The sequence below is a fragment of the Cyanobium sp. Cruz CV13-4-11 genome (genome assembly GCF_024346055.1).
In the GTDB taxonomy this organism is placed as follows: Bacteria; Cyanobacteriota; Cyanobacteriia; order PCC-6307; family Cyanobiaceae; genus Cyanobium.
The window spans coordinates 1-22,676 of record NZ_JAGQCH010000001.1; the positions used below are offsets into that span (position 1 = coordinate 1).

General features: G+C 64.7%; 31 protein-coding genes, 2 pseudogenes and 1 CRISPR repeat array. Of the genes and pseudogenes, 17 read left to right on the plus strand and 16 right to left on the minus strand.

All coding sequences use genetic code 11. The annotated features are described in order from the left end of the window. Window positions 1–502: 502 nt before the first annotated feature. Window positions 503–1,015: a TerB family tellurite resistance protein gene (locus tag KBZ12_RS00005; RefSeq protein ID WP_254955538.1), complete on the plus strand. Its 513-nt coding sequence runs from the start codon at window positions 503–505 to the stop codon at window positions 1,013–1,015. Between the two features lie 12 nt (window positions 1,016–1,027). After that, window positions 1,028–1,171: pseudogene (locus KBZ12_RS00010) on the plus strand (Mo-dependent nitrogenase C-terminal domain-containing protein); the annotation flags it as partial. Window positions 1,172–1,682: 511 nt separating this feature from the next. Here the strand turns inward: KBZ12_RS00010 and KBZ12_RS00015 are convergent. Together KBZ12_RS00015 and KBZ12_RS00020 are read right to left on the minus strand one after the other, a co-directional pair. Then, complete coding sequence (locus KBZ12_RS00015; RefSeq protein WP_254955539.1) at window positions 1,683–1,988, minus strand: hypothetical protein; 306 nt, start codon at window positions 1,986–1,988, stop codon at window positions 1,683–1,685. A gap of 18 nt (window positions 1,989–2,006) precedes the next feature. Further along, complete coding sequence (locus KBZ12_RS00020; protein WP_254955540.1) at window positions 2,007–2,261, minus strand: hypothetical protein; 255 nt, start codon at window positions 2,259–2,261, stop codon at window positions 2,007–2,009. 286 nt (window positions 2,262–2,547) lie between these two features. On the opposite strand from KBZ12_RS00020, the gene KBZ12_RS00025 reads away from it, so the two are divergent. From KBZ12_RS00025 to KBZ12_RS00035, 3 genes are all read left to right on the plus strand, one after another. After that, a complete protein-coding gene (locus tag KBZ12_RS00025; RefSeq protein ID WP_254955542.1) occupies window positions 2,548–2,763 on the plus strand; it encodes a hypothetical protein in 216 nt (71 codons plus the stop codon). A gap of 412 nt (window positions 2,764–3,175) precedes the next feature. Further along, entirely contained in the window at window positions 3,176–3,883 is a 708-nt protein-coding gene (locus KBZ12_RS00030; RefSeq protein WP_254955543.1) for a hypothetical protein, read from the plus strand. A gap of 46 nt (window positions 3,884–3,929) precedes the next feature. Beyond that, window positions 3,930–4,574, plus strand: coding sequence for a hypothetical protein (locus tag KBZ12_RS00035; RefSeq protein ID WP_254955544.1), 645 nt, complete (start codon window positions 3,930–3,932; stop codon window positions 4,572–4,574). Window positions 4,575–4,693: 119 nt separating this feature from the next. On the opposite strand, the gene KBZ12_RS00040 is transcribed toward KBZ12_RS00035, so the two are convergent. After that, window positions 4,694–5,140: a hypothetical protein gene (locus tag KBZ12_RS00040; RefSeq protein WP_254955546.1), complete on the minus strand. Its 447-nt coding sequence runs from the start codon at window positions 5,138–5,140 to the stop codon at window positions 4,694–4,696. 197 nt (window positions 5,141–5,337) lie between these two features. Next, window positions 5,338–6,112: direct repeats of the CRISPR family, unit length 29 nt; unit sequence CGGGCCATCCCCGCGTGTGCGGGGAGAAC. 3 nt (window positions 6,113–6,115) lie between these two features. On the opposite strand from KBZ12_RS00040, the gene KBZ12_RS00045 reads away from it, so the two are divergent. Together KBZ12_RS00045 and KBZ12_RS00050 are read left to right on the plus strand one after the other, a co-directional pair. Continuing rightward, on the plus strand, window positions 6,116–6,427 hold the full coding sequence (locus tag KBZ12_RS00045; RefSeq protein WP_254955547.1) for a hypothetical protein: 312 nt from the start codon (window positions 6,116–6,118) through the stop codon (window positions 6,425–6,427). Window positions 6,428–6,517: 90 nt separating this feature from the next. After that, window positions 6,518–6,691 (plus strand): hypothetical protein, encoded by a 174-nt coding sequence (locus KBZ12_RS00050; RefSeq protein WP_254955548.1) that lies wholly within the window; start codon window positions 6,518–6,520, stop codon window positions 6,689–6,691. Here the strand turns inward: KBZ12_RS00050 and KBZ12_RS00055 are convergent, their stop codons facing one another. Further along, window positions 6,692–7,054 (minus strand): type II toxin-antitoxin system VapC family toxin, encoded by a 363-nt coding sequence (locus tag KBZ12_RS00055; protein ID WP_254955551.1) that lies wholly within the window; start codon window positions 7,052–7,054, stop codon window positions 6,692–6,694. Further along, window positions 7,038–7,364 carry a type II toxin-antitoxin system Phd/YefM family antitoxin gene (locus KBZ12_RS00060; RefSeq protein ID WP_254955553.1) on the minus strand — a complete coding sequence of 109 codons (327 nt, stop codon included), beginning with the start codon at window positions 7,362–7,364 and terminating at the stop codon, window positions 7,038–7,040. Before KBZ12_RS00060 ends, KBZ12_RS00055 begins: the two co-directional genes overlap by 17 nt. Window positions 7,365–7,944: 580 nt before the next feature. On the opposite strand from KBZ12_RS00060, the gene KBZ12_RS00065 reads away from it, so the two are divergent. Next, a complete protein-coding gene (locus tag KBZ12_RS00065) occupies window positions 7,945–8,283 on the plus strand; it encodes a hypothetical protein (RefSeq protein WP_254955555.1) in 339 nt (112 codons plus the stop codon). Window positions 8,284–8,439: 156 nt separating this feature from the next. On the opposite strand, the gene KBZ12_RS00070 is transcribed toward KBZ12_RS00065, so the two are convergent. Together KBZ12_RS00070 and KBZ12_RS00075 are read right to left on the minus strand one after the other, a co-directional pair. Beyond that, on the minus strand, window positions 8,440–8,835 hold the full coding sequence (locus KBZ12_RS00070) for a PIN domain-containing protein (protein WP_254955557.1): 396 nt from the start codon (window positions 8,833–8,835) through the stop codon (window positions 8,440–8,442). After that, entirely contained in the window at window positions 8,822–9,067 is a 246-nt protein-coding gene (locus KBZ12_RS00075) for an AbrB/MazE/SpoVT family DNA-binding domain-containing protein (RefSeq protein ID WP_254955559.1), read from the minus strand. Before KBZ12_RS00075 ends, KBZ12_RS00070 begins: the two co-directional genes overlap by 14 nt. A gap of 126 nt (window positions 9,068–9,193) precedes the next feature. Between KBZ12_RS00075 and KBZ12_RS00080 the strand changes: the two genes are divergently transcribed. Then, window positions 9,194–9,445, plus strand: a complete 252-nt coding sequence (locus KBZ12_RS00080) for an AbrB/MazE/SpoVT family DNA-binding domain-containing protein (protein WP_254955562.1) — start codon at window positions 9,194–9,196, stop codon at window positions 9,443–9,445. Continuing rightward, window positions 9,442–9,840, plus strand: a complete 399-nt coding sequence (locus KBZ12_RS00085) for a type II toxin-antitoxin system VapC family toxin (RefSeq protein ID WP_254955564.1) — start codon at window positions 9,442–9,444, stop codon at window positions 9,838–9,840. The genes KBZ12_RS00080 and KBZ12_RS00085 overlap by 4 nt, the downstream gene beginning before the upstream one ends. A gap of 660 nt (window positions 9,841–10,500) precedes the next feature. On the opposite strand, the gene KBZ12_RS00090 is transcribed toward KBZ12_RS00085, so the two are convergent. Beyond that, the gene (locus KBZ12_RS00090; protein WP_254955566.1) at window positions 10,501–10,800 is read right to left on the minus strand and encodes a hypothetical protein; all 300 of its coding nucleotides are present in this window, start codon (window positions 10,798–10,800) and stop codon (window positions 10,501–10,503) included. 603 nt (window positions 10,801–11,403) lie between these two features. After that, a pseudogene (locus tag KBZ12_RS18595) lies at window positions 11,404–11,532 on the minus strand (Nif11-like leader peptide family natural product precursor); the annotation flags it as partial. 712 nt (window positions 11,533–12,244) lie between these two features. On the opposite strand from KBZ12_RS18595, the gene KBZ12_RS00095 reads away from it, so the two are divergent. From KBZ12_RS00095 to KBZ12_RS00115, 5 genes are all read left to right on the plus strand, one after another. Continuing rightward, complete coding sequence (locus tag KBZ12_RS00095) at window positions 12,245–12,427, plus strand: metallothionein (RefSeq protein WP_254955567.1); 183 nt, start codon at window positions 12,245–12,247, stop codon at window positions 12,425–12,427. 250 nt (window positions 12,428–12,677) lie between these two features. Further along, window positions 12,678–13,184, plus strand: a complete 507-nt coding sequence (locus KBZ12_RS00100; protein WP_254955568.1) for a hypothetical protein — start codon at window positions 12,678–12,680, stop codon at window positions 13,182–13,184. Then, on the plus strand, window positions 13,171–13,305 hold the full coding sequence (locus KBZ12_RS00105; protein ID WP_254955569.1) for a hypothetical protein: 135 nt from the start codon (window positions 13,171–13,173) through the stop codon (window positions 13,303–13,305). Before KBZ12_RS00100 ends, KBZ12_RS00105 begins: the two co-directional genes overlap by 14 nt. A gap of 68 nt (window positions 13,306–13,373) precedes the next feature. Further along, on the plus strand, window positions 13,374–13,661 hold the full coding sequence (locus KBZ12_RS00110) for a hypothetical protein (RefSeq protein WP_254955570.1): 288 nt from the start codon (window positions 13,374–13,376) through the stop codon (window positions 13,659–13,661). Window positions 13,662–13,871: 210 nt separating this feature from the next. Next, window positions 13,872–14,312, plus strand: a complete 441-nt coding sequence (locus KBZ12_RS00115) for a cupin domain-containing protein (RefSeq protein ID WP_254955571.1) — start codon at window positions 13,872–13,874, stop codon at window positions 14,310–14,312. 172 nt (window positions 14,313–14,484) lie between these two features. Here the strand turns inward: KBZ12_RS00115 and KBZ12_RS00120 are convergent, their stop codons facing one another. Both KBZ12_RS00120 and KBZ12_RS00125 read right to left on the minus strand, forming a co-directional pair. Further along, window positions 14,485–14,688 carry a hypothetical protein gene (locus KBZ12_RS00120; protein WP_254955572.1) on the minus strand — a complete coding sequence of 68 codons (204 nt, stop codon included), beginning with the start codon at window positions 14,686–14,688 and terminating at the stop codon, window positions 14,485–14,487. Between the two features lie 167 nt (window positions 14,689–14,855). Continuing rightward, the gene (locus tag KBZ12_RS00125; RefSeq protein WP_254955573.1) at window positions 14,856–16,049 is read right to left on the minus strand and encodes an ABC transporter substrate-binding protein; all 1,194 of its coding nucleotides are present in this window, start codon (window positions 16,047–16,049) and stop codon (window positions 14,856–14,858) included. A 37-nt stretch (window positions 16,050–16,086) separates the two neighbouring features. On the opposite strand from KBZ12_RS00125, the gene KBZ12_RS00130 reads away from it, so the two are divergent. Next, the gene (locus KBZ12_RS00130; RefSeq protein WP_254955575.1) at window positions 16,087–17,283 is read left to right on the plus strand and encodes a hypothetical protein; all 1,197 of its coding nucleotides are present in this window, start codon (window positions 16,087–16,089) and stop codon (window positions 17,281–17,283) included. 378 nt (window positions 17,284–17,661) lie between these two features. Here the strand turns inward: KBZ12_RS00130 and KBZ12_RS00135 are convergent, their stop codons facing one another. The 4 genes from KBZ12_RS00135 to KBZ12_RS00150 form a co-directional block, all read right to left on the minus strand. After that, window positions 17,662–18,099, minus strand: coding sequence for a secondary thiamine-phosphate synthase enzyme YjbQ (locus KBZ12_RS00135; RefSeq protein WP_254955577.1), 438 nt, complete (start codon window positions 18,097–18,099; stop codon window positions 17,662–17,664). 514 nt (window positions 18,100–18,613) lie between these two features. Further along, entirely contained in the window at window positions 18,614–18,898 is a 285-nt protein-coding gene (locus KBZ12_RS00140; protein ID WP_254955579.1) for a hypothetical protein, read from the minus strand. Window positions 18,899–18,937: 39 nt separating this feature from the next. Continuing rightward, window positions 18,938–19,846 (minus strand): ABC transporter permease, encoded by a 909-nt coding sequence (locus KBZ12_RS00145; RefSeq protein WP_254955580.1) that lies wholly within the window; start codon window positions 19,844–19,846, stop codon window positions 18,938–18,940. Continuing rightward, window positions 19,843–20,514 (minus strand): ATP-binding cassette domain-containing protein, encoded by a 672-nt coding sequence (locus KBZ12_RS00150; RefSeq protein ID WP_254955582.1) that lies wholly within the window; start codon window positions 20,512–20,514, stop codon window positions 19,843–19,845. The genes KBZ12_RS00145 and KBZ12_RS00150 overlap by 4 nt, the downstream gene beginning before the upstream one ends. Before the next feature lie 95 nt (window positions 20,515–20,609). Between KBZ12_RS00150 and KBZ12_RS00155 the strand changes: the two genes are divergently transcribed. Then, the gene (locus tag KBZ12_RS00155) at window positions 20,610–21,755 is read left to right on the plus strand and encodes an ATP-binding protein (RefSeq protein WP_254955999.1); all 1,146 of its coding nucleotides are present in this window, start codon (window positions 20,610–20,612) and stop codon (window positions 21,753–21,755) included. Window positions 21,756–21,988: 233 nt separating this feature from the next. Here KBZ12_RS00155 and KBZ12_RS00160 read toward each other — a convergent pair whose 3' ends face one another. After that, entirely contained in the window at window positions 21,989–22,585 is a 597-nt protein-coding gene (locus KBZ12_RS00160) for an EF-hand domain-containing protein (protein WP_254955583.1), read from the minus strand. Window positions 22,586–22,676 lie beyond the last annotated feature (91 nt).

The window sequence follows — 22,676 nt, forward strand, 5'->3', positions numbered from 1 at the left end:
GGGTCTATTCGTGCACTGGCGCGTTGCGGGTGTGGTGGCGGTTGGATGACAGGAGCCGGATGACGCGAGAGTGTCACGTCCGGATCTGTGGGGGCCTCGGGGGGCAGTTCCCCGGGGCTACCCGGCGGCAAGCTCCAGATGGAGTTGGAGTGGCTGAAAAAAAAATCTCAGCAGCTCTGATGCCCGTGAACTACGCCAACTGGTGGATCATGACCACCGTGAGCTCACGGTCAGCCGCCAGTGCGAGCTCCTCGTCAGCCCAGCGCCGCCAAGTGCTGGGGGCCTGAGGGCCGCTGATTTGGCTGCTGGGACAACTCTCAGCCACCCCAGGATCGCCGTGGTTGTTCAAGCAGGGGCCTGCTGCGCGGCAGCGGCCCCATGGCGGATCGATTTGCACTGCTGATGGTCGTTGCGAGCTCAGAATGGGGCGGGTGGCTGCCTGCCGTGCGGCTCCTCACCGCCTGACTTGCGGCGGATGTCCTTCACCGGCCTCACGCATCCCATGGGCCACCCTGTTGCCATCGACGGCCTCGACGCCAAAGCGGCGCGACGGCGGCTGTGGCTCGCTGCGCTGCACCAGCTGGCGCTTGCCGACGGCGATTTCTCCCCTGCAGAGGAACGGCTGCTGGCGGAGCAGCTGACCAGGGATCTCCCCGGTCTGACCCTCGAGGATCTGCACCATCCCGGCGACGGGGCCCTGGTCCACCGCTTCGGGGTCGGCACGCCCACTGCGGAAGAGTTCCTGCGCTCGGCTGTGCTGGTGGCCCTGGCCGATGGCCATCTCAGCGCGATCGAATGTGAGTGGCTGCGGCACTGGAGTGACGTGCTTCAGGTGGGCCAGGTCTTGATCGAAGACCTGCTCAAGACGCCGATGATCCGCGACGGCTCCAGCGCCGTCTGCTGTGACACCCATCAGCACCCAGGGCGCCTCGATGCGGTGCGGCGCTGGATGGATGCGCTCGAGCCTTCCGATCCGGAGGTCGCCCGCTTCCTGGTGCGGCTGATCCCCGCCTAGTGCCCTTTTGAGCGCGACGTGAAGCTGTTCGGCTGGAAGCTGGTCCACATCCCGCCGATGTGCAAGATCAACCCGCTCTATGACCAGCTGGTCGCCCTGCGCTTCCGATGCCTCTGCCGGCTGGAGGAGGTCGAGGACACCGGGCTGCCCAGCTGAGTCGCCCAGCTCAGCGGTGCGTGGCTTGCTGCGCATCGGAGACAGATCGCGCCGCCGTCTTTCCTCTAACAGTCATTGGATGGATGCAGGCGCCCCATGACCAAAACAAAGCCCGGAGCGTTGGCCCCGGGCTTCAGGAGTGTTTGGTTGAGGCTTCGGAGCTGCTGGCGCTGGCACCTGGGGCCAGGTGTCTAGTGGGACGTTCCGTTGGGTCCGGGGCACCTAAGGCGGTGCAGTGAACGGCGACGGCGTGACACGCCTGGAACGTCAGAGATCCGTTGAGAGTGTTGGAGCAGGGGCCGGATCGTCAGCGCGCTCCTGACGCCTGCTGCGGGGGGCTGTCTTCCATCACTGAAGCCTCCGAATCCCTGTGCCATCACCATCGTTCAACCCACCGCTGCGGGCAAGACGTTCTAGGTGATCGACACCTGTCTTCATTGGCGGCAACGGGTCTTCATGAATGGCGCAGCGGCAGCCCTGGCCATAGTGATGTCCAGAGCCACCTGCGGCTTCAGCCTGGACGTTGTTCATCCACACGGCGACGGGGGGTGAACTGGCCTCGGGTGTTGCGGGGCTGGTCGGGGTGGCTGCCGCCACGGCCGCTGTCCATGAAGTAAGTGGCGGCCGATTGGCCCACCAGGGCGACGCTGGGCAGCACCAGGCTCCAGCGGTGCTCGCAGATCGCGGGGCCAGACGCCCGCAGCTCGCACACCCCCACGAAGGCCAGCAGGACGGCGATCTCAGCGGCCACCAGGGCCATGATCGGCCCGGTGTTGTTGGATTGGTGGCGGGCCATCTCCAGCTGCGCAAACCTCACCAGCTGTTGCCAGGGCGCTCAGCGCTGCGGCGCACCGGCAGGGCCGTGGCCCCGCAGGTACACCTCCACTTCCTGCTTGCGCACCACCCGGCTCTCGCGGTTGTTGCTGATCTGCACCCGGCCGCCATGCATCTGGGCGGTGACGCGCCAGGGGCCGGGGGAGGGATCTGCCGCTGCCGAAGGCGGGTGGGGGGTCGCCACGACGCTTGCCTCGCTCGTCAGCGGTCGCTCGCCGAGGACTGCAGCCAACAGATCACGGGTGGAGGGAGGCATGGCGGCACGGGGCCTAGGGAGAGCGGAGTTGTGCAGCCGGAGAAAAGGCATCCCGCTACCTGAAGCTCTTGCCACGCCAGGTCCTCGTCTCGTTCAGCGACGGGCGATCAACGCTGCACGTCAGCACAGGGCCGGGGCTGCGGGCAGATGGGCGGCGACAGCAAGGGCGCGTCACAGGTTGCCCTCGGCTTGCGGTTCGGCAAGGGCTGCGCAAGGCCGCTGCGCGGCCCCTTGCCTTCACCGGCCACGCCGGGGCGGTCCTGTCGCGTCCCTCGCCAGTCCTCCCATGGCTGCACCACAAGGCCCCAGCTGCGAAATCCGCTGTGTCATCGAGCATCACTATCCCGAAGGCCCCAAGGGCGGGTCCAGCCCCTGCGAAGTCCGCTTCTTTGGCAAGCGCGGCAAGCCCGTCAAGAAGCTGCGCTTCGTGCCGGCCGCCAAGGCCCATGAGATCGCCCGCAAGCTGCAGGGCGCCAAGGGCTCCACCATCTCGGTGCTCTGAGCCCAAGGGGGCTTTGGCCCCCTTTTTCAGGCACCGGCGTGGAGCCGAGCCAGGTCATCAGCACGGACCAAGCTCACTTCCGGCTAACCGGGGTCAGCACGACTGTGATCTACTCCCATGAGTGCATACGGAGGCTGGTTGGGTCTGACCCCCCCCGTGGACATGGTGAAGCAAATCACACAGCTGGTTCTCGTGTCCGAGAACCATGGCCATGTCTTTGGAGTTGAAGCTAATATCCTTTGGCCCAACTGGCTTGTCGTCTCGTGGTCGCTTGGCTTCAGCCGTGGTTCTCGGAAAGTGGTGACGCCTGTCCGTAGTTCACGGAATTCACCGTATAACAAGTTAAACCGAGTTGAGAAAAGTGCTGCATCCATCTAGGCTCCAATACGTCGCTCTCTTCCTACTCGTAACCATGGTTAGTACGCTTGTTGCTAGACGAGCACTAAAACAGCGAAAAAGAGACATAGTCATTGAAGATATGCATCATTCCTTTGCCGCACTTCCGCTTGCATTGACTTCGCCACTTGATGCCTTATCACCTAATGAGCCGATCCCTATCTTTAGTGGCGAGCTCGCATTAAATTGCGATAGCAGGACGCTTTACGGATCAGGGGACGTAAGTTTCTTATGGTTGCCTAGGCCTCGAGTTGTATTTCGAGGCGTTTTCTCAGGACCCTCAAGGGTTGACATAATGGAGTGTCACACTCTTTGTGTTGAGAGGTACGAACCCACGGAAGCTCTGATTGCCAATGCATGTTGCAAGAGTTCTTCCAGCAGCACAGAGGTTAATGGAATTCTCAATGAAACTCTACGGCCAAAGCTGCCTGGTGGAGAGCTTGGGGAAATTCGTTTCCTACTTACCAACTTCAGTTCTTACTTCGGCGAGCCAGTCAGGTTCTCCGGCAAACCACTCGCAATGGCGAGGAGTAGGTGGCGACTAAGCATAGAAGGCTATGAAATTGCTATTGATCTCAAAGAGAGGCATAAAGAGCTAGAAGACAACTTGAAGGCGAATGGCGGATTTGGAATTACAAACATCGGCAGGGTATCCAAGGCTGACGGAATGCTGCTAAACATGGAAGATTATGAGACACTAAGTTTACTTCCTAGGGCTTTGTAGGGGATTCTGGGTGGGCCCAGTACTTCCATTCGCGGACATTGATGGCATGCCGCTGTTCGTCTTTTCTCCTTCTAGATTAACAACATGGCAAAATGTAGAATCCTGGTTCCCAAGACTGAAGCCAAAGGATGCTGGCGCTGCTTTCAACCGCTTCCACCAGCTGCTTCAAGACCCTGACTGGGGAGATGGTCTTCGTCACGCTATTGAGTGGTATGTTGATGCTAACACAGCCGATACACTGGAGTCTTCGATTGTAAAGGCACAAGTTGGACTTGAGCTTTTGGCATGGTTGATATTGGTTGACAGGCACGAGTGCAAGAGTAAAACAATGTATCGACATGATGGAGCCGCAAAGAACTTAGAGGATATGCTGTCACTCTTTCGCATCCCTGTAGCCTTTCCCGTGCATCTTGAGCATCTAAAGAGCGGTACAGCTGCTTGGAGTGCTGAAAATGGTGTTCATGCGATTGTAAAAGTCCGTAATCACATTATTCATTCCACATCGGTCAAAAGGAGAGAACTGGCCACATTAGGAAAAATGGCAAAGCTAGAAGCAAAGCACCTTGGTCTGCAGTACTTGGAGCTTTCTCTTCTGGCGATTATCGAGTACATCGGTGCATATTCCGATCGCACACGATTTAATCGTTTTCTCGGTCAAGATCAAGTAGTTCCTTGGGGGATGACGAGTTAATCATCTTGTCTAACAACGGGATCCAGGGTGCGGGACTTACAGAGATTGGTGAGAGCTTCAAACTCCTTCCTGCCGTTGATCCTGAACGTTGAGCCAAAGCACCACAGCCACAGCCCCCCTTACAGCAACGACTCTTGGTGTTCTTGGGGCGCCAGTGCCGGCGCCGCCTCAGGCTGTTCCTCAGCCTCGCCGGCCCGCACCTCCAGGACCTGTTCGATCACCCGGTCGGTGAGGGCATCGAAATAGGCCACCAGGGTGCTTTGCAGCTCCAGGAATTCGGGCCAGAGCGTTTCATTCACAAAGGCCCGGCTCAGGCGCGCCATCACCGTGGTGCGTCGCTGGCCGCGGTAGCGGTAGGGGTGGACGCCGTAGCGGCGCAGCAGAGCCACGAACAGGTGGCGCGACCACTGATCCGCCAGGGAGAAGCGGAATTCGATCGGCGGCTCCTCGGCCTCCAGCTGCTTGAGGCGGGCCTGGATGCGCTCGCGGGCCCGCTCGGCCGCATAGCGCTCCCCCTCACTGCCGGGCCGGGCGTGCAGGGCCTCGATGCGCCGCAGCTTCTCCACAAGCTGCTGCTCGGGGCCCGGCGGCAGAGCGCCGCGCTCGCGGGTTTGCTCCGCAGCGTTGAAGCCGGCGGCCTGGGATCGGGTGCGGCGTCCGATGGCGATCTCCCGTGGTCAACCGGCAGCCAGGGTAGGCAGTAGCGGTAGTGGAGGTGTCGCGGGGAGAACTCCTTCTCGCGTTTGGATCGGGCTTCGCCTTCCGGGCAATCCCCGCGTGTGCGGGGAGAACGAACTCCTCGGCGGCGCACGCTTCGATGCGGGACGGGCCATCCCCGCGTGTGCGGGGAGAACGCCCCAGGCGGCGACCAGCACGCGGCGCATCGACGGGCCATCCCCGCGTGTGCGGGGAGAACGCGCCCCAGGCGGCGACCAGAACGCGCCTCATGCTCGGGCCATCCCCGCGTGTGCGGGGAGAACGGCAGTGAGCTGTCGTTCGAGGGTGGTGAGCTGCGGGTCATCCCCGCGTGTGCGGGGAGAACTTCGCGCAGGCGATAGCAGCCGGCGAGGCGCCCCGGGCCATCCCCGCGTGTGCGGGGAGAACGGAGAGGATGTTCTGGATGCGTTGCCGGTCGGCCGGGCCATCCCCGCGTGTGCGGGGAGAACCGGTTCGGGTAAGCTGCTGCCGAACCATATCCACGGGCCATCCCCGCGTGTGCGGGGAGAACGGATTGCGCAGCATCACCATCGGCCCCGAGCACGGGCCATCCCCGCGTGTGCGGGGAGAACGGCGGAACTGCAGCTTGCGTGCCTTCAGCTCTTTCGGGCCATCCCCGCGTGTGCGGGGAGAACGGTGGCCGAGAGGCTGCCGGAGCTTCGCCACACCGGGCCATCCCCGCGTGTGCGGGGAGAACACCTTACGGGCGGTGGCTCTACGGGCGCCAAGGCGGGCCATCCCCGCGTGTGCGGGGAGAACGAGAATCTGGACCCGGAGACCGGCTATTCACACCGGGCCATCCCCGCGTGTGCGGGGAGAACGCCGTGCTCTGGTTCGCCGCTGAGCTCAGCGTTGAGGCCGCCCGCGCCTTCGGTGCCGCCCTGCAGCGCCTGCAGGCAAGTCTTGCCGCCTGGGCCGCCAGCAAGGCCGAGGATCCTGGGCGCAAAGCCGCTTCCGAGGCGGAAGATCCCCAGCAGGAAGCGGTGATCAGCGGCTGGGAGGCCGCCGTGGCTGCCGGGGAGTGGCAGGAGCCTGAGCCGATCGAGCCCCTGTGCCCCGGTGCCTGGTGGGATCTGATCGATCCCGGCGAGCGGGCCGAGGCCGATCCGGAGCAGCCCCTGCGCTGGGCCGTCTGAGCCGTCCCATCAGAAGAAATCACAGGTTGCCGCTGCGCTGCGCCGTGGCGGCACCAATCCGCAAGGCTGGACCGACCGCAGGCGAACGCCATGGAGGCCCGCAGGCAACGACTCGCTGAGTTGCGTGTCCAGCTGGAAGAGCTGAACGTCAAAGGGCGGCTGACGGCTCCCTGCTCGCCCGAGCGCGAGGCCGTGCTGGAGGAGTGGGCTCCGGTGTTTGCCGCGGTGCTCGCCCTCAAAGAGGAGCTTGAGGAGTTGGCGTGATCAACGGCTGTCATCCGCCTGCCATGGGTTGACCACCGTGAGCGGCAGGTCCACCACATCCTTGAGGTTGCGGGTGATCAGCACCAGGTTGTGCTCCAGGGCCGTGGCCGCCAGCAGACTGTCGATCGCCGGTAACGGCCGGCCCATCTCCGCCAGTAGCCGGCCCCAGCGGTGGGCGATGGCCTCATCAATCGGCAGCACCCGCCCTGAGAAAAACGCCGGCAGGTCCTGCTCCAGCCAGCGCCTCAGGTCCTGCTGCCGCTCGCTTTCCGCCAGCCGCTCCACACCCCGGCGGATCTCACCCAGGGTCAGCACGCTCAGGAAGAGCTGGTGCGATGGGTGCTGCTCAAACCAGTGCACCACCCGGGGCTCCGGCTCGCGGCGGCGCAGCTCCGAGATCGAGATCTCTGGTGAGGTCAGGTTGGCGATCCAGATCCAGCTCGTCGGCAGCCACCAGCGGTGAGCGGCGGATGAAGTCCACCAGCGACTCCCCTGCGTGCTGCTGGCGGTGATAGGCCTCCGTGGAGAGCACCACCGCCACCGGTTCGCCATGGGAGGTGAGCTCCTGGGGCTGCTTCTGGGCACGCTTGACCAGCTCCGAGAGGCGGGCCTTGGCTTCGTGGATCGGCCAGCTCTGCATCGCCTCGTCCTTGCCTCTGACCATTGTAGTCATCGTCTGGCTTCATGGATGTGCCAGCCGCACGGTGCCCGGTGCCGTTGCGGTGCTCGGCCAAGGCTGCGTTCGCTGTCAGCACGCCAGCAGCTGGCTGCGTCGAGTCGTCCCATCGGCTTGTCCGCAAGGGGCCAGTCCGTCCCGGTGTCATTCGATGAACATCCGATGTCCAGAATTGCTCAGATTTCAGAAGCGACTGGCGCGGGGTTTTGGTGTTTGGGGGTATATACCCCAAATGTTGATCGTCGTTTGTTGATGTTTCGATCGTGCGTTTTCTGGGGCGCGCGTGTCTGAATCGTGGCGGCCATGTATCCCGTGTGGTTCCATTGTTGCGCTGGCTTGCGCCGCCAAAGCAAAGCCGGCCACGGATCCGTGACCGGCGCGTTGTCTCGTTTCCCACCGGGTACGTGCGCACGCGGATGGTGCCGGGCTGATGGCTGTTAGTCGGCTGTGCCTGGCAGAGGCCGGTGGCCCTCAGAGATGGGCCACGACCGGCTTTTTGGCGAAGGTGGCCAGGTAGAGCTCGGAGGGGCACATGGTCTTCAGGTTGTTGATGTTGCCGTTGCCGCCGAACTCGGCGATGGTCACGGCCGTTGCTGTCCTGGGCGAGGCAGAACTCGCCGCCGACCTGCCGTTCGCGGTGGGCGATCTGGTGCTCCAGCTGCTCCTTCTGGCGGTCGGCCTCCTTGAGGTGTTCGTCATCCTCGGGGTTGATCTTGGAGAACTGCCCCAGCTGGTTGGTCTTGCGCTGGGCGGATCGACGCTGCCCGCGTCCTCCTCCAGCTCCTCGTCGTCGCTGTCCTCGTCGTCGGAGTCGCTGTCGTCCTCCTCGGCAGCGGGCGGCTGGTTCGGCCACTGCTGCGGTTGCTCGAAGCAGACCAGCGGCGGCTGCGGGTCCACCCATCACGGCTGTGGTTGAAGCGGACGCCCCATCCGGGCTGCGTCCACTCCAGCTATTGCCAGGCGCCCCTGCTGCGGTGGCCACCGCCTTGAGCAAGCCGGCAGCAGCGACGCTTTCAATCCTCGAGCAGGTTTTCGAGGCCATCGCCGCCAGGCTGCCGATCAATGCCGCCTGTCAGCTGCCGAGCAGCAGTGCAACGCCCTGCTGCTCGGCGAAGCGCTTGTCGAAACTCAGCACCGGCAAGGCTCCGGCGCTGGCGGCTCGGGCCAGGATCAGCTGGTCGGCCAGATCGCCGCCCTGGCGGAACTGATCCAGCGCCTTGATCACCGCGTCGATGTCATCCACCACCACGCCACGGGTGCGCACCAACCGCTCCAGCAGCCCATAGCGCTCGGAGCGACCCAGGTCGTAACCCCGCAGGACCCAGGCCACTTCCGCCAGCACCACATCCGGCAGGTAGACCCCGCCGCTGGCGATGGCCTCCAGAAAGGCGCGCTCGGCGATCGTGGTCTGCTGCGGATCGTCGCCGATCAGCAGCCGCACCACCATGTTGGTGTCAAGGGTCTTCACGGCTGGCAGCAGCGGCGATGGCGCGGTCCATGCCCTCCAGGCTGAGCACCCGATCCACCGTGGGGCGATGGCGGAAGAGGTCCTCCGGCTCGTACTTCGAGGGAACCAGCACCAGGCGGCCGTGTCTGTCGATCGAGGCCTGCAACCTGGCGCCCGGTGCCAGGCCGAGGGCCTCGCGCATCTGCCGGGGGATCGTCAGCTGCCCTTTGGAGGAGAGGGTCACGGTGTCCATGGTTGCAGTGTAAGGCGGATCGCCTTACTGGCTGGGCACGGCCGGTAGCGATGGGCGGGAAGCAGCTGAGCCAGGCCTGCGGTAAGGGTCAAACGCCTTACGCTTGGTTCGTCGGCGTTTTGAGCCATGACCACCCTCACCGTCACCGCCAAGGGCCAGGTCACCTTCCGCCGCGAGCTGCTGCGCCATCTCGGGGTGCAGCCAGGCCAGCAGATCGAGGTGACGATCCTCCCCGGCGGCAGGATCGAGGTGCGTGCCGCGCAGCCCCCCGGCAGCATCGAGTCCTTCATCGGCCACCTCGCGGGCCGCAGCGGCAAGGTGGCCAGCCTCGAGGAGATCCAGGCCGCCGCTGCGGCCGGATGGGCTGGCGAGCCATGAGGATCACGGCTGACACCAACGTGCTGGTGCGAGCGGTGGTGGGTGATGATCGCTCCCAGTCGGATGTCGCCATCGCGGCGCTGCGCGGTGCCGAGCAGATCGCCGTGGCGCTGCCGGCCCTGTGTGAGTTCGTCTGGGTGTTGCGCCGGGTGTACGCCTTCCCGGTGGCCGACATCGTCGCCGCGATCCGCGTCCTGATGGCGGCGGGCAACGTCAGCCTCGATCGGGCTGCGGTGGAGGTGGGGCTGCTGCAGCTGGAGGCCGGCGGTGATTTCGCCGATGCCGTCATCGCCCACGAGGGTCAGTGGCTGGGTGGCGACACGTTCGTGTCGTTTGATCGCAAGGCCGTGGCGTTGCTCCGGCAGCAGGGCATCGCCGCCGAGCTGCTCGGCTGAGCGTGCTCCACTTCCCTCTGGCGGCGACTCCGGTTCCGGCACATCAAGGTAGTTGCGGTCGTCCGGGTCGGCGACCGAGCGGCGCGGCTTGGGCAGGTGGATCCAGCCGTCGTAGGGCAGCAGCCCCTGGGGGCTGTCGCGGGGCACCAGCAGCACGGCCGGCGGCTCCTCACCAGGGCAGCGGCCTAGCTGAGTTGGCTGCCGAGAACGGCGTCAGTGAGCGCTGCCCAGACGGCGGACTCTCGATCAGCAGCGGCGACTGCCGCAGGCCGTCGACCTCAGGCAGTAAGCGGATTAGCCCCCCCCGAGCCCATTGCACCGTTGGCTCAATGGCGTAAGGCTTCTTGTCCTGCGTGGAAACGCGCTGGCGCCGCCCAGGAGCTGCCCCATCCACTGGCTCACCTGGAGTAGGCGCTACGTGCCGTCAGCGGCGATAGCCAGGAGCGGCTTGCGACCACTGATCGCCTCCATGGCGACCTACCGAAAGCGGAAGACTTGGGCTCGGGCCTTGTTCTCGGGGCTGAGGGTGCTGCGTTTGCCCGGGGGTGGTGCCCCGCCTCAAAGTTGACGATGGGCCCTGTCCAGAAAAGCCAGACAACCTCACTGTCGAGAAAAGCCAGACCGGATCTTCTTGTTAGATGTAGATTCTTGATTGCTTAATCAATAGTCATCACCATATTTCACATCGGTATTGGCATTCATGAGCTCTACGGTCGTCTGATGTCCTTGTGAAATTGTATAGTCGTGCTGAATGCCAATGCTTCTGAGGGCTTCTACGTCGTAACTTGGAGCCGTAATCCAGCTAAAGCCCTTTCCAAAGGTATTGTCAGGGTTGACAATATACCAATGGCATGCGGTGTCAGGCACTGAAACCGAACATTTGGTCCAGTCGTTATCCCACTGAGGAACCTGGACAAACGTAAGCATCGCAAACAAGAAGCTAAAAATGGCGGGAAACACGAAGCAGGTGCATGTTTATGAATCTTAACATACCGGCCATGCCTCTCCCCCTCTGGGTGCTGTTGATCCACCCGTGTCAGGGCTGATGGCGGGGGGGGCATGGGTCGCCCTCGTCGGTTGGATCGCTCCACTTACAGCAGTCAGCCCTCGAAAAGCCTCCCACCCCTGAGCCGGACAACCGGGACTGGCCGGACAGGGCTCTGCCCCGTCTCATCATTGTCTGCTCTGCGAAAGGGGGGATTTCAGCAAAGCCTGTTGGTGGCGTGTCCGCCCTGTCAGGCAGGCCAGGGCCTCCATGGGATCGACGCCCATGGCGGTCAGGGTCGCGGTGTCAGCGCCCCGTCCCAAGACCTCACCCCACTTCCCCCCGAGGACGCACAGGAATGGGGTATGACACGCCAAAGTGCGTCGCCATGCACTGGCTGGAGGCCTTGAACTGCTGCCCGTGGTTCCGGCCGTTGACCCACTGGCCCGAGACCGTGACCCATTCACCGGCGCTGATCTCGGTGGCATGACTCACAACCATCACCAGGTCCCGGTGATTTCGGTTCCATCGGCCGGGAGGCTCGATGCTGTTCAGCAGCAGCCTCTGCCCCCCCCTGTTCAGATCCAGCTCCACTCCCATAGCAAATGGGCACCGATGAGGCGCTTGTTTGACAGCCAATCGGCTTTGGAGACATCAAATCCCGCCTCCTTGGCAAGTGTTACAGCATCATCAAGATCAGTGGCACTTTTGAGTTTCCCTGAAACTCAGTATCGTCTTTGAGCTTGAGCAGCAATTCTTGAAGTTGGTCTTTTGTCATCGTCAAAACGCATTTCACATACCCTTTCTAGTACATGTTCAGCCAGCTCCACTGGGAGCGGGGCTGCTCCAACCGCCCTGTCCGAGCCTGCCGGCGATCGACGCCCCAGGCCGCTGTGTCAACGGGATCGTGTGCTTTGGAGGATGTGCGTAACGGGCGCTGCGACCAGGTGGCCAAGGGGCGGGGCCGTCGTCAGTGGCTAACCAACTGTGCGGGGCTGTAGATGCGGTGGTCGCTCTTGGGTGGTACCCCATCTTGAGCGAAGACTTCCTGACACATTGGATAAGAACCTGCTGATAAAAACGAAAGCCCCACTCAACGACGGGGCTTCGTCTGAGGTGGGCGCCCGTCTTCCAAGCATCGAGGCCCGCCATACGTCCTGCACGACATGGGTGCGCCCCGGATTCACACCACCGTGAAGGTGTACACCCGCACCGATCAGCACCAGACGCTGGAGGGCAAGGGGGCCAATGGGAAGCCAAGGGCTAGGGCCGGTTGCAGGGCCATGACTCGCGCTGCCCTGGTCGAAGGCTCTGATTGACGAATCGATCCAGCCGCCCGGCTTGTCAGTACGGCAAGCCGTTCCTCCCCGGGGCCGGCGGCACCAGGCTGGGCCCATCGGCACAGTGCAAGGACAGGCCATGACCACGACCCTCGAGAAACCCGCCATGCTGCAGTGCGCCTGCCCGGGCTGCCACTGCACGGTGCAGGCGGACAGCCCGTTCCGCGACGGCGCCCTGCTGTTCTGCAGCGAGGTCTGCGCCAAAGGGCACCCCAACGGTGAGCCCTGCCACGCCGGCTGTGGCTGTGAATGCCATGGCTGAATCGGCTCCGCCTTCTGCGGGTCCGATTCCCCTGGAGCTGCCAGCGGGAGTGCACCAGCTCTGCCGCTGCCGCTGCGGCCGCAGCCGCCACGCCAGATCAGCGAGCCGCAAACGCTGGTGGAGGTGGTGGGACTGAGTGGCTCGATCGTTCGGATGGCTGCCTCCTCCCTGGCGGGGTGCTCCAGGCCCAGGGCGTCGGCCACCAGGCGGCTTGTATTTGCTATTCGCGAATAGCGAATGAGGCATGTCGTTGGCCCGCTTCCCTTCCAATCCCCAGCCCGTGCTGCGCCCCCAGGATCCGGTGGTGCTGCTGCGGCTGGCGCTTCCGTTCAAGTCGGCACCGAGCTACGCCGCCCTCGGCGCCGAACTGGGCATCACGGCCTCTGAGGCCCATGCGGCTGTCGATCGGGCGGTGGTGGCCAGGCTGGCTGTCAAGACCAGCGATGGCAAGCCACAGGTGATCCGTACGGCGCTGCGGCTGTTTCTCCAGCACGGTGCCCGTTACTGCTTCCCGGCCAGCCAGGGCGGGATGACCCGTGGTACCCCAACCGGGTACGCCGCTTCCCCCCTCAAGGCGCAGATCCGGCCGGGAAACGATCCGCCGCCGGTCTGGCCGTGGAAGAACGGCACGACCCGTGGCCTCGCCTTCACCCCGCTCTACCCGAGTGTCCCAGAGGCGGCGGCGCGTAACCCGGCGCTGGGGGAGCTGCTGGCCCTGTTTGATGCGGTGCGCGGCGGCAGCCATGAACCCCAATGACCCCAATGTCTCCTTGCTCGAACAGGCGGCTGCGCATCTGGGAGAGGCCCTGCTCGAGCAACTGGTGTTTGTCGGCGGGGCGGTGGCCAGCCTGTTGATCACGGATCCGGCCAGGCCGTAGATCCGGCCCACCCAGGATGTGGATGTGATCTGCCGCGTGATCGCCAGGGCGACTACCAGCAACTGGGGATGCAGCTGCGGGAACGGGGCTTCCAGGAGGACACACGGCCCGGTGCACCCCTCTGCCGCTGGCGCATCGAGGAGGTGATCCTCGACCTGATGCCAAGCCAGGGCGAGATGCTGGGCTTCTCCAACCGCTGGTATCCGCTGGCCGTGGAGTCCGCCCAGCTTCAGATGTTGCCAAGCGGCCGTTCGATCAGGAGGGTGACTGCACCGGTGTTCCTGGCCACCAAGCTGGAGGCCTTCTACGGCCGCGGGCAGAGAGCGTTCCTCTTCAGCCACGACCTGAGGATCTGATGGCGGTCGTTGATGGTCGCGAGTCGCTGCTGGAGGAGTGTCGGCTGAGCCTCGACGCTGATCCGAATGGCAGCAGCAGGACCGTGCCGCCGGGCTCCAGCCGATGATGCTGGCCAAGCCCCCAAGTGTTCACCCCGCCTGATCACAGCCATGTCAAAGCCCCTGACTGCCGTTGCCCTGACAAGGTTTCCTGTGGCCCTGATGGCTGCCATGGCTTTCACCAGCAGCGTCGCCACGGCCGTGGCCCATCCCCTGGCGGTGGTGCCGGAGGCCGAGCGCGTAACAGGCCCTTCGACTCGGGTCGTCGACGCCCCCACCAGCAATGCTGGCGTCTTGGCGGTGCGCAGCCTCGGCAGCCAGCCCCTGGGGGGAGATTTCAGTGCCCTGAAGGGGCGGGTGCTGCGCCTGCGGGAGATCACCATCGCCCCCGGCGGCCACATCGGCCTGCATCGCCATGACAGCCGGCCTGGGGTGGCCTATCTGCTGGAGGGACGCCTGACGGAGCGTCGGGGGCCGTCCTACAGCCCAGTGGTGCTGAAGGCGGGGGAAGCGGCCTTTGAAACCACGGGTGTCACCCACTGGTGGCGCAATGAAACCAGCCAGCCGGCTCGGGCCCTCGTTGTCGACATCGTCGAGGAGTCAACGCCCTGAAGAGTCGACCGCTTTGAGCCTGCGGGTCCCGGTCCAGCCAACCTTCCGGCCTGGAATCCCTGGCTTTCCGGGGTCGAATGCCGGTGGCTGAAAGTGTGTCCTTGAACCAGACATTGCGCTCGATCTCGCTGCCCGGCAACACGAACGCCTCTGGAACGTTGACCAGCCGCCCCTAGCGCTCCGTATTGGCCTGGCTGATCTGCATGATGTCCATGCCGTGATCCCAGATCCGCTGGCCCGCCCTGCGTAGATCGGCCAAATCAATGCTGTCACCGGCGGACTTACCCACGAAGGAGCGCAGACGCTGCAGGTCGATCCGATCGCCGCTGCCGCTGAACCCAGCCGTGGCGCAGTGCTCAAGGAACGGCATGCTCAAGCCGGGATCGGTATCAGCGGGGTCCGAGGGCCCTTTCGCCACGGCCAGCGGCCCGGCCCAAGGCCTGAAGAACGTTCAAGCCCACTATCCCAGTCCCGCAACACGCCACCGGCTGAGAAGCCGAACACCAGGCGGCTGATGCCGATCACCACGCCGATGCTCGGCCCTCAGGGCTCCCAGCGCTGCGAGCCCAGGATGGTGAGGTCCACGTAGCTGCTGCCGTTGTGGTCCTTGGGGCTCAGATGCACCCGGAAGCCGCCGAGGTCCACGTTTCGCATGGTTTCCAGGGCCGTCACAAAGCGCTGGCGGGTGGGGGCGGGCCCGGCCCGGCGTAGGCCCTCCACGGTCAACTTGGCGGCCAGAAACCCCTCCAGACTGGAGAAGCCGAAGTGCGGTCTGGCCTGCCCGCGCCGCATCAGGCGCTGGTATTCGCGCACCACCGGCACCCGCTCATTCCAGGGGAAGGGCACCACCTGGGTGATGCCGATGCCGCTGGCTTCCTGGCCCAGCAGGGAAGCCCGCAGGGCACTGGTGCCCACAAAGGACACGTTCATCAGCTGGGCCCTGCTGCCGTGCCTGTGCATCTCGCGGCTGAAGGCGGCTGAGCTGGGGTAGGCGGCCACGATCACCACGGCGTTGGCGTTGGCGCGCATCACCGTGCTGACTACCCCCCCTGTCTGGGTGGAGTTGCGCTCCACCCTGCCCGTGGCCACCGGCTTGAGGCCGTGGCGCTTGAGGGCCTTGAGGGCGCCGTTGAGCCCATCCTGTCCGAAGGCGTCGTTCTGGATCACCACCGCAATGCGATGGCGACCGCTACGAACCAGATCATCGACCATCCGGTCGATTTCCATGTGGTAGCTGGCCCGCAGGTTGAACACCATCGGCCGATGGGGTTGGCGCAGCAGCTGGGCGCCGGTCAGGGGGGCGATCAGCGGGATCTGTTGACTCTCCACCAGGGGCAGCACCGCCTTGACGGTGGGGGTTCCCACATAGCCGAACAGGGCGAACACCCTGTCGCGCTCAATCAGCTGTCGGGTGTTGCGCAGGGTGAGGGGAGGCTCGTAGCGGTCATCGAGGCTCAGCAGCTTCAACCGCCGTCCATGGATGCCGCCCTGGCGATTCACCTCGGCGAAGTAGGCCAGGGCCCCTTCCCGGTACTCCTGCCCGAGCATGGCGGAGGGGCCGCTGAAGGCTGCCGACTGCCCCAGCACCAGCTCCGCTGGCGGTGATGTGGGGCCGGGGGCGCCTAGGGCGGCCAGGCCCGGGACCGCCAGGGCCAGGCTGAGCCCGAGGACGCCGAGTCCCGCCACCGGCCCACGCCCGCTCAGCTTTAACTTCAGTGAACACCAGCGGGTTCGCATGGGGCAGCGCAGGCAAAGACCGTGGAACGTTCTGGCGATGGTGGCCGTCGTTCTGGCGGCCATCCTGGCCATTCTCGGGATCAGCCGCATCGACGTGATTCCGGTGCAGAGCCGCGATGCCCTGCGCCTGTCCTCGGCGTCTCGCGCCCTCACCACCCTGCCCCTTGGCGAGAAACCGCCCATCGGCGTCTGGAGCGCCATGCGGGGCGATCAACTCAGCGCCGGGGAGGACCGGGTCGATCGCACCGAACTGGAGCGGGCGCTTTACAAGGTGCAGGTGGGGGTGTACTCCACCAGCAATTATGAGCTGGACCTCACGGTGCCAAGCTATTCCAGTAGTGGCTATGTGTGGCTGCGCTGGGAGGAGCCCATGCAACGCTATGTGGAGAGTCGCGGCGGTGATATTTCCAGTCTGTTTATTGTCTTGAACACCCTGCTTTCCGACAAGGATTCCAGCCTAAATCCGGTGGGAGAGGCCCCGATAAAGCTTGCGGATGGTAGTTTTTACCAGCTCTTCACCTACGTCGGGCGTTATTACGTTGACAGAGCCAGCTTCCGTCATTATCCATTCATGAGTATCAGTCTGCCGCTGGTGATTGAGGCCAACGACGTGGATGGTCAACTTGGCTACCGCAACCTGCGCCTGATTCCAGAGATTCGCAACAGTGGAATGGGTCTCTATGCCCATATCATCGGTTGGCTCAACATGGGCTGGTCGATCGCCGAATACCGTCACCATTACGCCACCAACTTCGGGCTTGGAGTTGAGGAAAACGAATACAGCCAGATTCTGTTTGAGATCTCCTACGGCACCTCCTCATGGGCGTCTTTCTGGAGGCTTCTGTTACCCCTTGTGGTGCTGATGACGATGGTGTTGCTGGTGTTCAAGGTGCGTCCAGATGAACAGGATGCCCGTGCCAGCATTCCAGTCACGGTGTTGCTGACCCTGGTCTTTCTGCAGCAGACCTACCGCGACCAACTGCCGGATCTGCCCTTCCTCACGTTCCTGGATCAGGTGTATGTGGTGGCCTACGTTGTTACCCTGGCTGCCTTTGTGCTCGTGCTTTGGATTGGCCGTCGCTATGGAGTTATGGAAACGATGGAGGATCCGGTTGCCAGGGAGGCTCTCCTGCGGCATCTGCATCGCCTGGATGACACCTGGCCGCTGGTGGTGGTGCTGTTGGGTGGTGCGGCCATCACCTTCTGCTGGATCACGATTCCCCAGGCGCTCTGAGGGAGCGGAACGTCGGCTGGCTCAGCGCGCCACAGCCCAGGTGCCATCCCCCGCCCGTTCTGCTGCTCGCGGCGGAACATGACGTTGTCACTCTCCGTTCGAAGCAGGGGTGGCAGAAACTCGCCACGCAGCGCCTGCTGGTCATCCCTGGAGCGGCGCACCATGCTCGGCTCGAGAGGCCCGAGGCCTATGGCGCGCACTTTGAGGCCTTCCTGCAGGCACAAGAGGAATCAGAAAGCACCGACCAGAAGCGCCACCGTTGAGCCCCAGTGGCTCAGAAGCCCCTCAGATCTCCGCATCATGGGTTGACGGGACGTCCCTGATCTGAGACTGCTTTCCGTTGTAGGCGCCAGGGACTTCGTAGCCCAGTGCCCCATTTCAGGCGGTTGCGGCCAGCAGGGTGAGCAGCACCTCACGGCGGCGTGGGCCGTCGAGCTCCACCAACAGCACGGACTGCCAACGGCCGATGCCAAGCCGGCCCTCCACCACCGGCAGGCTGAGCTGATTGCCCAGCATCAGGGAAATCAGATGGGCGTGGGCATTGCGGGGTTCGTCAGGCGGAACGCCGGGGCGCAGATGCAGGTCGTTATGGAGCCAGGGGCGTTCCGGTGAGGCCAGCTCGAGGAAGAAACGCTCGATGTCAACCAGCAATCGCTCCTCATTTTCGTTGAGGGCAAGTGCGGTGGTGGTGTGCTGACCCACGGCCACCAGCAAGCCGTCGCTGATCCCGCTGCGATCGATCAGAGCCTGCAGGTCCGTCGTGATGTCGTGGCAGGAGAAGGAGCCGACCGTCTGCAGATCGAGACGGTGATGCATCAGCTGGACCATTGGTGGGCGGCGATTGCCTGCAGTGGGCTGAGGGACAGTATCGAACCTGGCCCGGCTGACTCTGCAACCGTGCCGGCTTGGTCTGATCGGTGCTGCAGGGCTTGCCTGGTGCTCATGATGCGACCAAGTACCGATTTGGCGAGAGGAAGCCCCATGCAGCGCAAGCTGCTCAACCAAGGACAAACTGTCGCCGCTGGCAGCAGCTGTCCGGTGGCCAAACGGCTCAAAGAGTTGAAGCAGGAGAACAACCGTCTCAAGTGATTGCTGGCCGCTGCGGAGCTCGACAAGGCCATGCGCTATCGAGCCCGAAGGGCCTCTACGCCGGCCAAAATCTCTCGAAGGAAAGCCATGGGCCTCAAGGGCTGCGTCGTCCCGGTAATCGGAGGCCCGAGGGAACCTTCAGGCCCCTTCCTTACGACGTCTGTCGGCCGATGACTGGACCGTGGTGATCCACACAGTCGGCGCAGGCCCGACCCGACCCGTGCCGGGCTTCTGATGCCACCTATTTCCCGTTCTCCTTCATCAGTCCTTGTGTCATCTGATCGATTTTCTCGCCATCATTAGCTCTATCTTGTGTGTTTCCTTTCTTCTCCGTCTGGCCTCCTTCACCTGTGACAGAGCCAATGGTGGATTGAAGCTTGCTGTCGGTATCTTGCGTTGAGGCTGGAGCTTTTCCTGATTGCGCTCCGAGCAGCGACTGGGATTGGGGTAAAGGGATCGAAAGGGCCATTGTTGGAGATGGAATCAACAGTGATGCCATGAGCAAGCCCAGCGAAAGAAAAGACATCAATAAAGTTTTCATATCAAATCTCTTGTGACGTTCAGTTTAATCCTGCTGCCCATTGTTCTTCCCAAGGGCCATTTCCTGGCTCCGTCCACGCCGCCGCCAGCTCAGGAAGGCCCCAGCGGGCCGCCATTCAGCCTGTCCGCCAACCTTGACCAGTCGATCGAGCCGCAGCTGATGGTCGGCGCTGGTGAGCCGCCCATAGGCCAGGCCCACAACCGCGAACACCCCCAGCGCCGTCGCCGACGCGATCATGAACAGGATCACGATCTGGTAGCGAACCGCCGCCGCTGGCGCCGCCCCCTGGAGGATCTGCCCGGTCATCATCCCCGGCAGGCTCACCAGGCCCATCACCATCATCGAGTTGATCGTCGGGATCATGGCGACGCGGATGGCGTCACGCACCACCGCCCGGCACGCCTCCCAGCGGGTCGCCCCCAGGGCCAGATCCGTTTCGACCTGGTCGCGCCCGCTGCGCAGACCTTCCATGAAGCGATCGAGTCCCAGGGAGAGGCCGTTGAGCGTGTTGCCCAGCACCATCCCCAGCAGCGGGATCAGATACTGGGGGTTGTACCAGGGCTGGGGCTGGATCAGTCCTGTCACCGCCAGCCCCGTGACCAACGCCGAGGAGGCCATCACCGACAGCAGGCTGTTCAGGTAGATGCCGGCAAAGCGCTGCCGGGTGCGTTGCACGGCGGACACCCCGGCGATCAGCGCCATCGCCGCCCCCACCAGCACGATCAGGGGCGCATCGTCCTGGCGGAACAGCCACTCGAGCACGAAGCCCACCAGCAGCAGCTGCACCACCATGCGCACGGAGGCCAGCAGCAGGCTGCGGCTGAGACCCAGGCGCAGCGCCGCCGACAGTCCCACGTTCACCAGGATCAGCAGGCCGGACAGCGCCAGGCGGCCATCACTGATCGTCAGGGCGCCGGAACTTGAGGGGGTCATCGCGGCAGCTCCAGGGTGCGGGTGGCGAAGCGTTCGATCTGCTCGCTGTCATGGCTGATGAGCACGGCGGCACGCGGGCCAGCGGCAAGCCAGGCGATCAGCAGGGCCTCGACGGCGGCGGTGGTGGCGCCGTCGAGGGAGGCGGTGGGTTCATCCAGCAGCAGCACGGTCGGATCGGACTGCAGGGTCCGCAGCAGCGCCAGCAGCTGCAGCTCGCCGCCGGACAGCCGTTCGGCGTCGTAGCTCAGGAATGAGTGGTCGCGCCCCAGGGCCGCCAGCCAGCCGGTGATGCGCTCGTAATTCCAGCCACCTCGCCCCCGCCGCTCCTGAAACCGCCAGGGCGCGCGCAGGTTCGTCTCCACGGTTCCCCCACCGGCCACCGGCCGCTGGGCCAGGTACGCCACCATGGCGCGCCAACGCGGCAGACCCCAGGCCGCCGGAGGGCGCCCCAGCAGGCTGAAGCGTCCGGCCTGCGGCGGATCGAGCAGGGCCAGGGTCCGCAGCAAGAGGGTTTTCCCCGCCCCGGAGGGCGCCACCAGCCCCAGGCGTTCGCCGCCGGCCAGTTCGAGATCCAGCCGGCTCCAGAGCCGCCGATCCCCCAACCGCCGCTCGAGACCGGCGGCGCTCAGCAGCAGGGGGCGGTCCAGGGCGGTGGGAGGGTCGGGCACAGCTCACTCTGACCGGAGCCGATCCCGGCTTAGGGCCAATTATGGATCAGCCATAATTAGGGCTCAGCCATAGAGCGCCCTAAGTCTTGGCCGAGGTGTTCCGCCGTCCCCAGCTTGCCGCCGAGCTGGCCCGCCGCCTGCTGCATCCGGGTGTACTCGATGAGGCGCTGCGCTCAGGACTGTTCTTCTCCGGCCTGCGGCGCACCGGCAAGACAACCTTCCTGCGCACCGATCTGGTGCCCGAGCTGGAGGCCCGGGGGGCGGTGGTGATCTACGTCGACCTCTGGAGCGACACCAAGGTGAGCCCGGCCGTGCTGGTGTATGCCGCCGTGCGGCGCACCCTGGCGGAGCTGGCCACTCCGGCCTCACCGCTGCTGGGTCGGCTGGGGCGGCTGCGGGGGCTGGATCTGGGCGGGATGGGCTTCCGCTTCGGCTTTCAGCTCGAGCAGTTGGGGCACGACGGCGGCGCCACCCTGGCCCAGGCGTTCAGCGAGCTGGTGGATCAGGCCGGCGCCGATGTGGTGCTGATCGTCGATGAGGTGCAGCAGGCGATCACCACCGATGACGGCCACCAGATGCTGCTGGCCCTCAAGGCCGCCCGCGACGCCATCAACCCCAGGCCGGACACGCCGGGCCATTTCCTGTTCCTCGGCACCGGCTCCCATCGCGCCCTGGTGGGGGAACTTACGGCCCGGCGCAACCAGGCGTTCACCGGGGCCACCTCGCTGCCCTACCCCGTGCTGGATCTGGCCTATGTGCAGCACGTGTTGCAGCGCCTGCGGGACAGCGGCGCGGGGCGGCTGCCATCAGAAGCGATCGCCTGGAGCGCCTTCCAGACCCTGGGCCACCAGCCCGAGGAGTTCCTGCGGGCCCTGGCCCAACTGGAGACCAGCAGCAGCACCTGCTCCGGGCTGGAGCCGGACCAGCTCCTGCCCGTCATTGCCGCCACCCTGCGCGGCGCCGCCGCCGACCTGGAGTTGCAGAAGGTGGAGCAGATCGGTGGACTGGCCGCGGTGATCTTCCAGCGGGTGGCCCTGAGCGACGGCCCCGCCAAGGGCCTGTTCTCCGCCGAAGCCGCCTTGGCCTACAGCCAGGCGATCGGCCGGGAGGTGCGGGTGGAGGAGATCCAGCCGGTGGTGAATGAATTGATGGCCGCCAACGTGCTGATGCGGGTCGGCCATGGCCTCTATGGGGTCACCGATCCGTTTGTGCAGGAGATCTGGCGGGAACGGCAGGGCTGATCGATCGCCCGTCGATGGCAAGGAGGCCTGGGGCGCCAGTCCGTAGGTTCTGCAGTTAAGTGCTGCCTACGGAGGATTGGCAGCTGTTCCCCTTCGATGCCAACCAAAGTTCCACGGTGCCTTGCGGGACGGAGCGTGCCTACGTCCAGTCCGGAAGACCCGAGGGGACGACCGGCCATCCGCCCTTCAGACCCCTTGCTGCCCCCACCGTCGCTCTGAGTGGGCATGGCCGCTCAGACTGTCTCCGTCGTCAGCCCGATCCCATCAAAAAGGTGGCGACCGGGGGCCTCGGGCGAGGGATCGAACCAGTACTGCTCCACCAGCTTCAGGAAGGCCTGCCGCGGCAGGCGGCCGGGGGGCAGTCCCAGGGCGGCGAGCATCCGGTCGAGGTTGGCGGCGATGCCGGCGGTGGGATGGCCGTAGGCGGTGGCGAAGGCGGCCAGGTCGTCGAGGTTGAGATCGCCATCGCCATCGAGGTCGAGCACGTCGAAGAAGCCGCCGGCGGAGCGGGCCATGAACTCCCGCGCGGCCTGGGGATCGGCACCGAAGGCGGCGAACACCCGTCCATGGGAGGCCAGGAACTCCTCCCCATCCACTGTGCCGTCGTGGTTCTGGTCGCGGCGAGCGTTCTCATGCCGGTAGGTGTCGAGCAGCAGCCCCAGCAGATCAGGGAAGCGGCCGGGCCGGCCCTGCCAGCGCCGCGCGATCCGCACCGCCACCGGTTCGAAGTCACCCTCCAGGGTGTGGCGGCCGTCGCCGTCGCGGTCGTAGAAGCTGAACAGCCGGCGGTAGCGCCGCACCAGTTCGGCCGGCAGGGAGACGCTCGACATCCACCGGACCGCTTCGGAAATCGATGCTAGTGGGGCCGCCGAGGCCTCCCCTGGGGCCAGGCTTGACGCGATCCTTAACAAGCTGTTACAA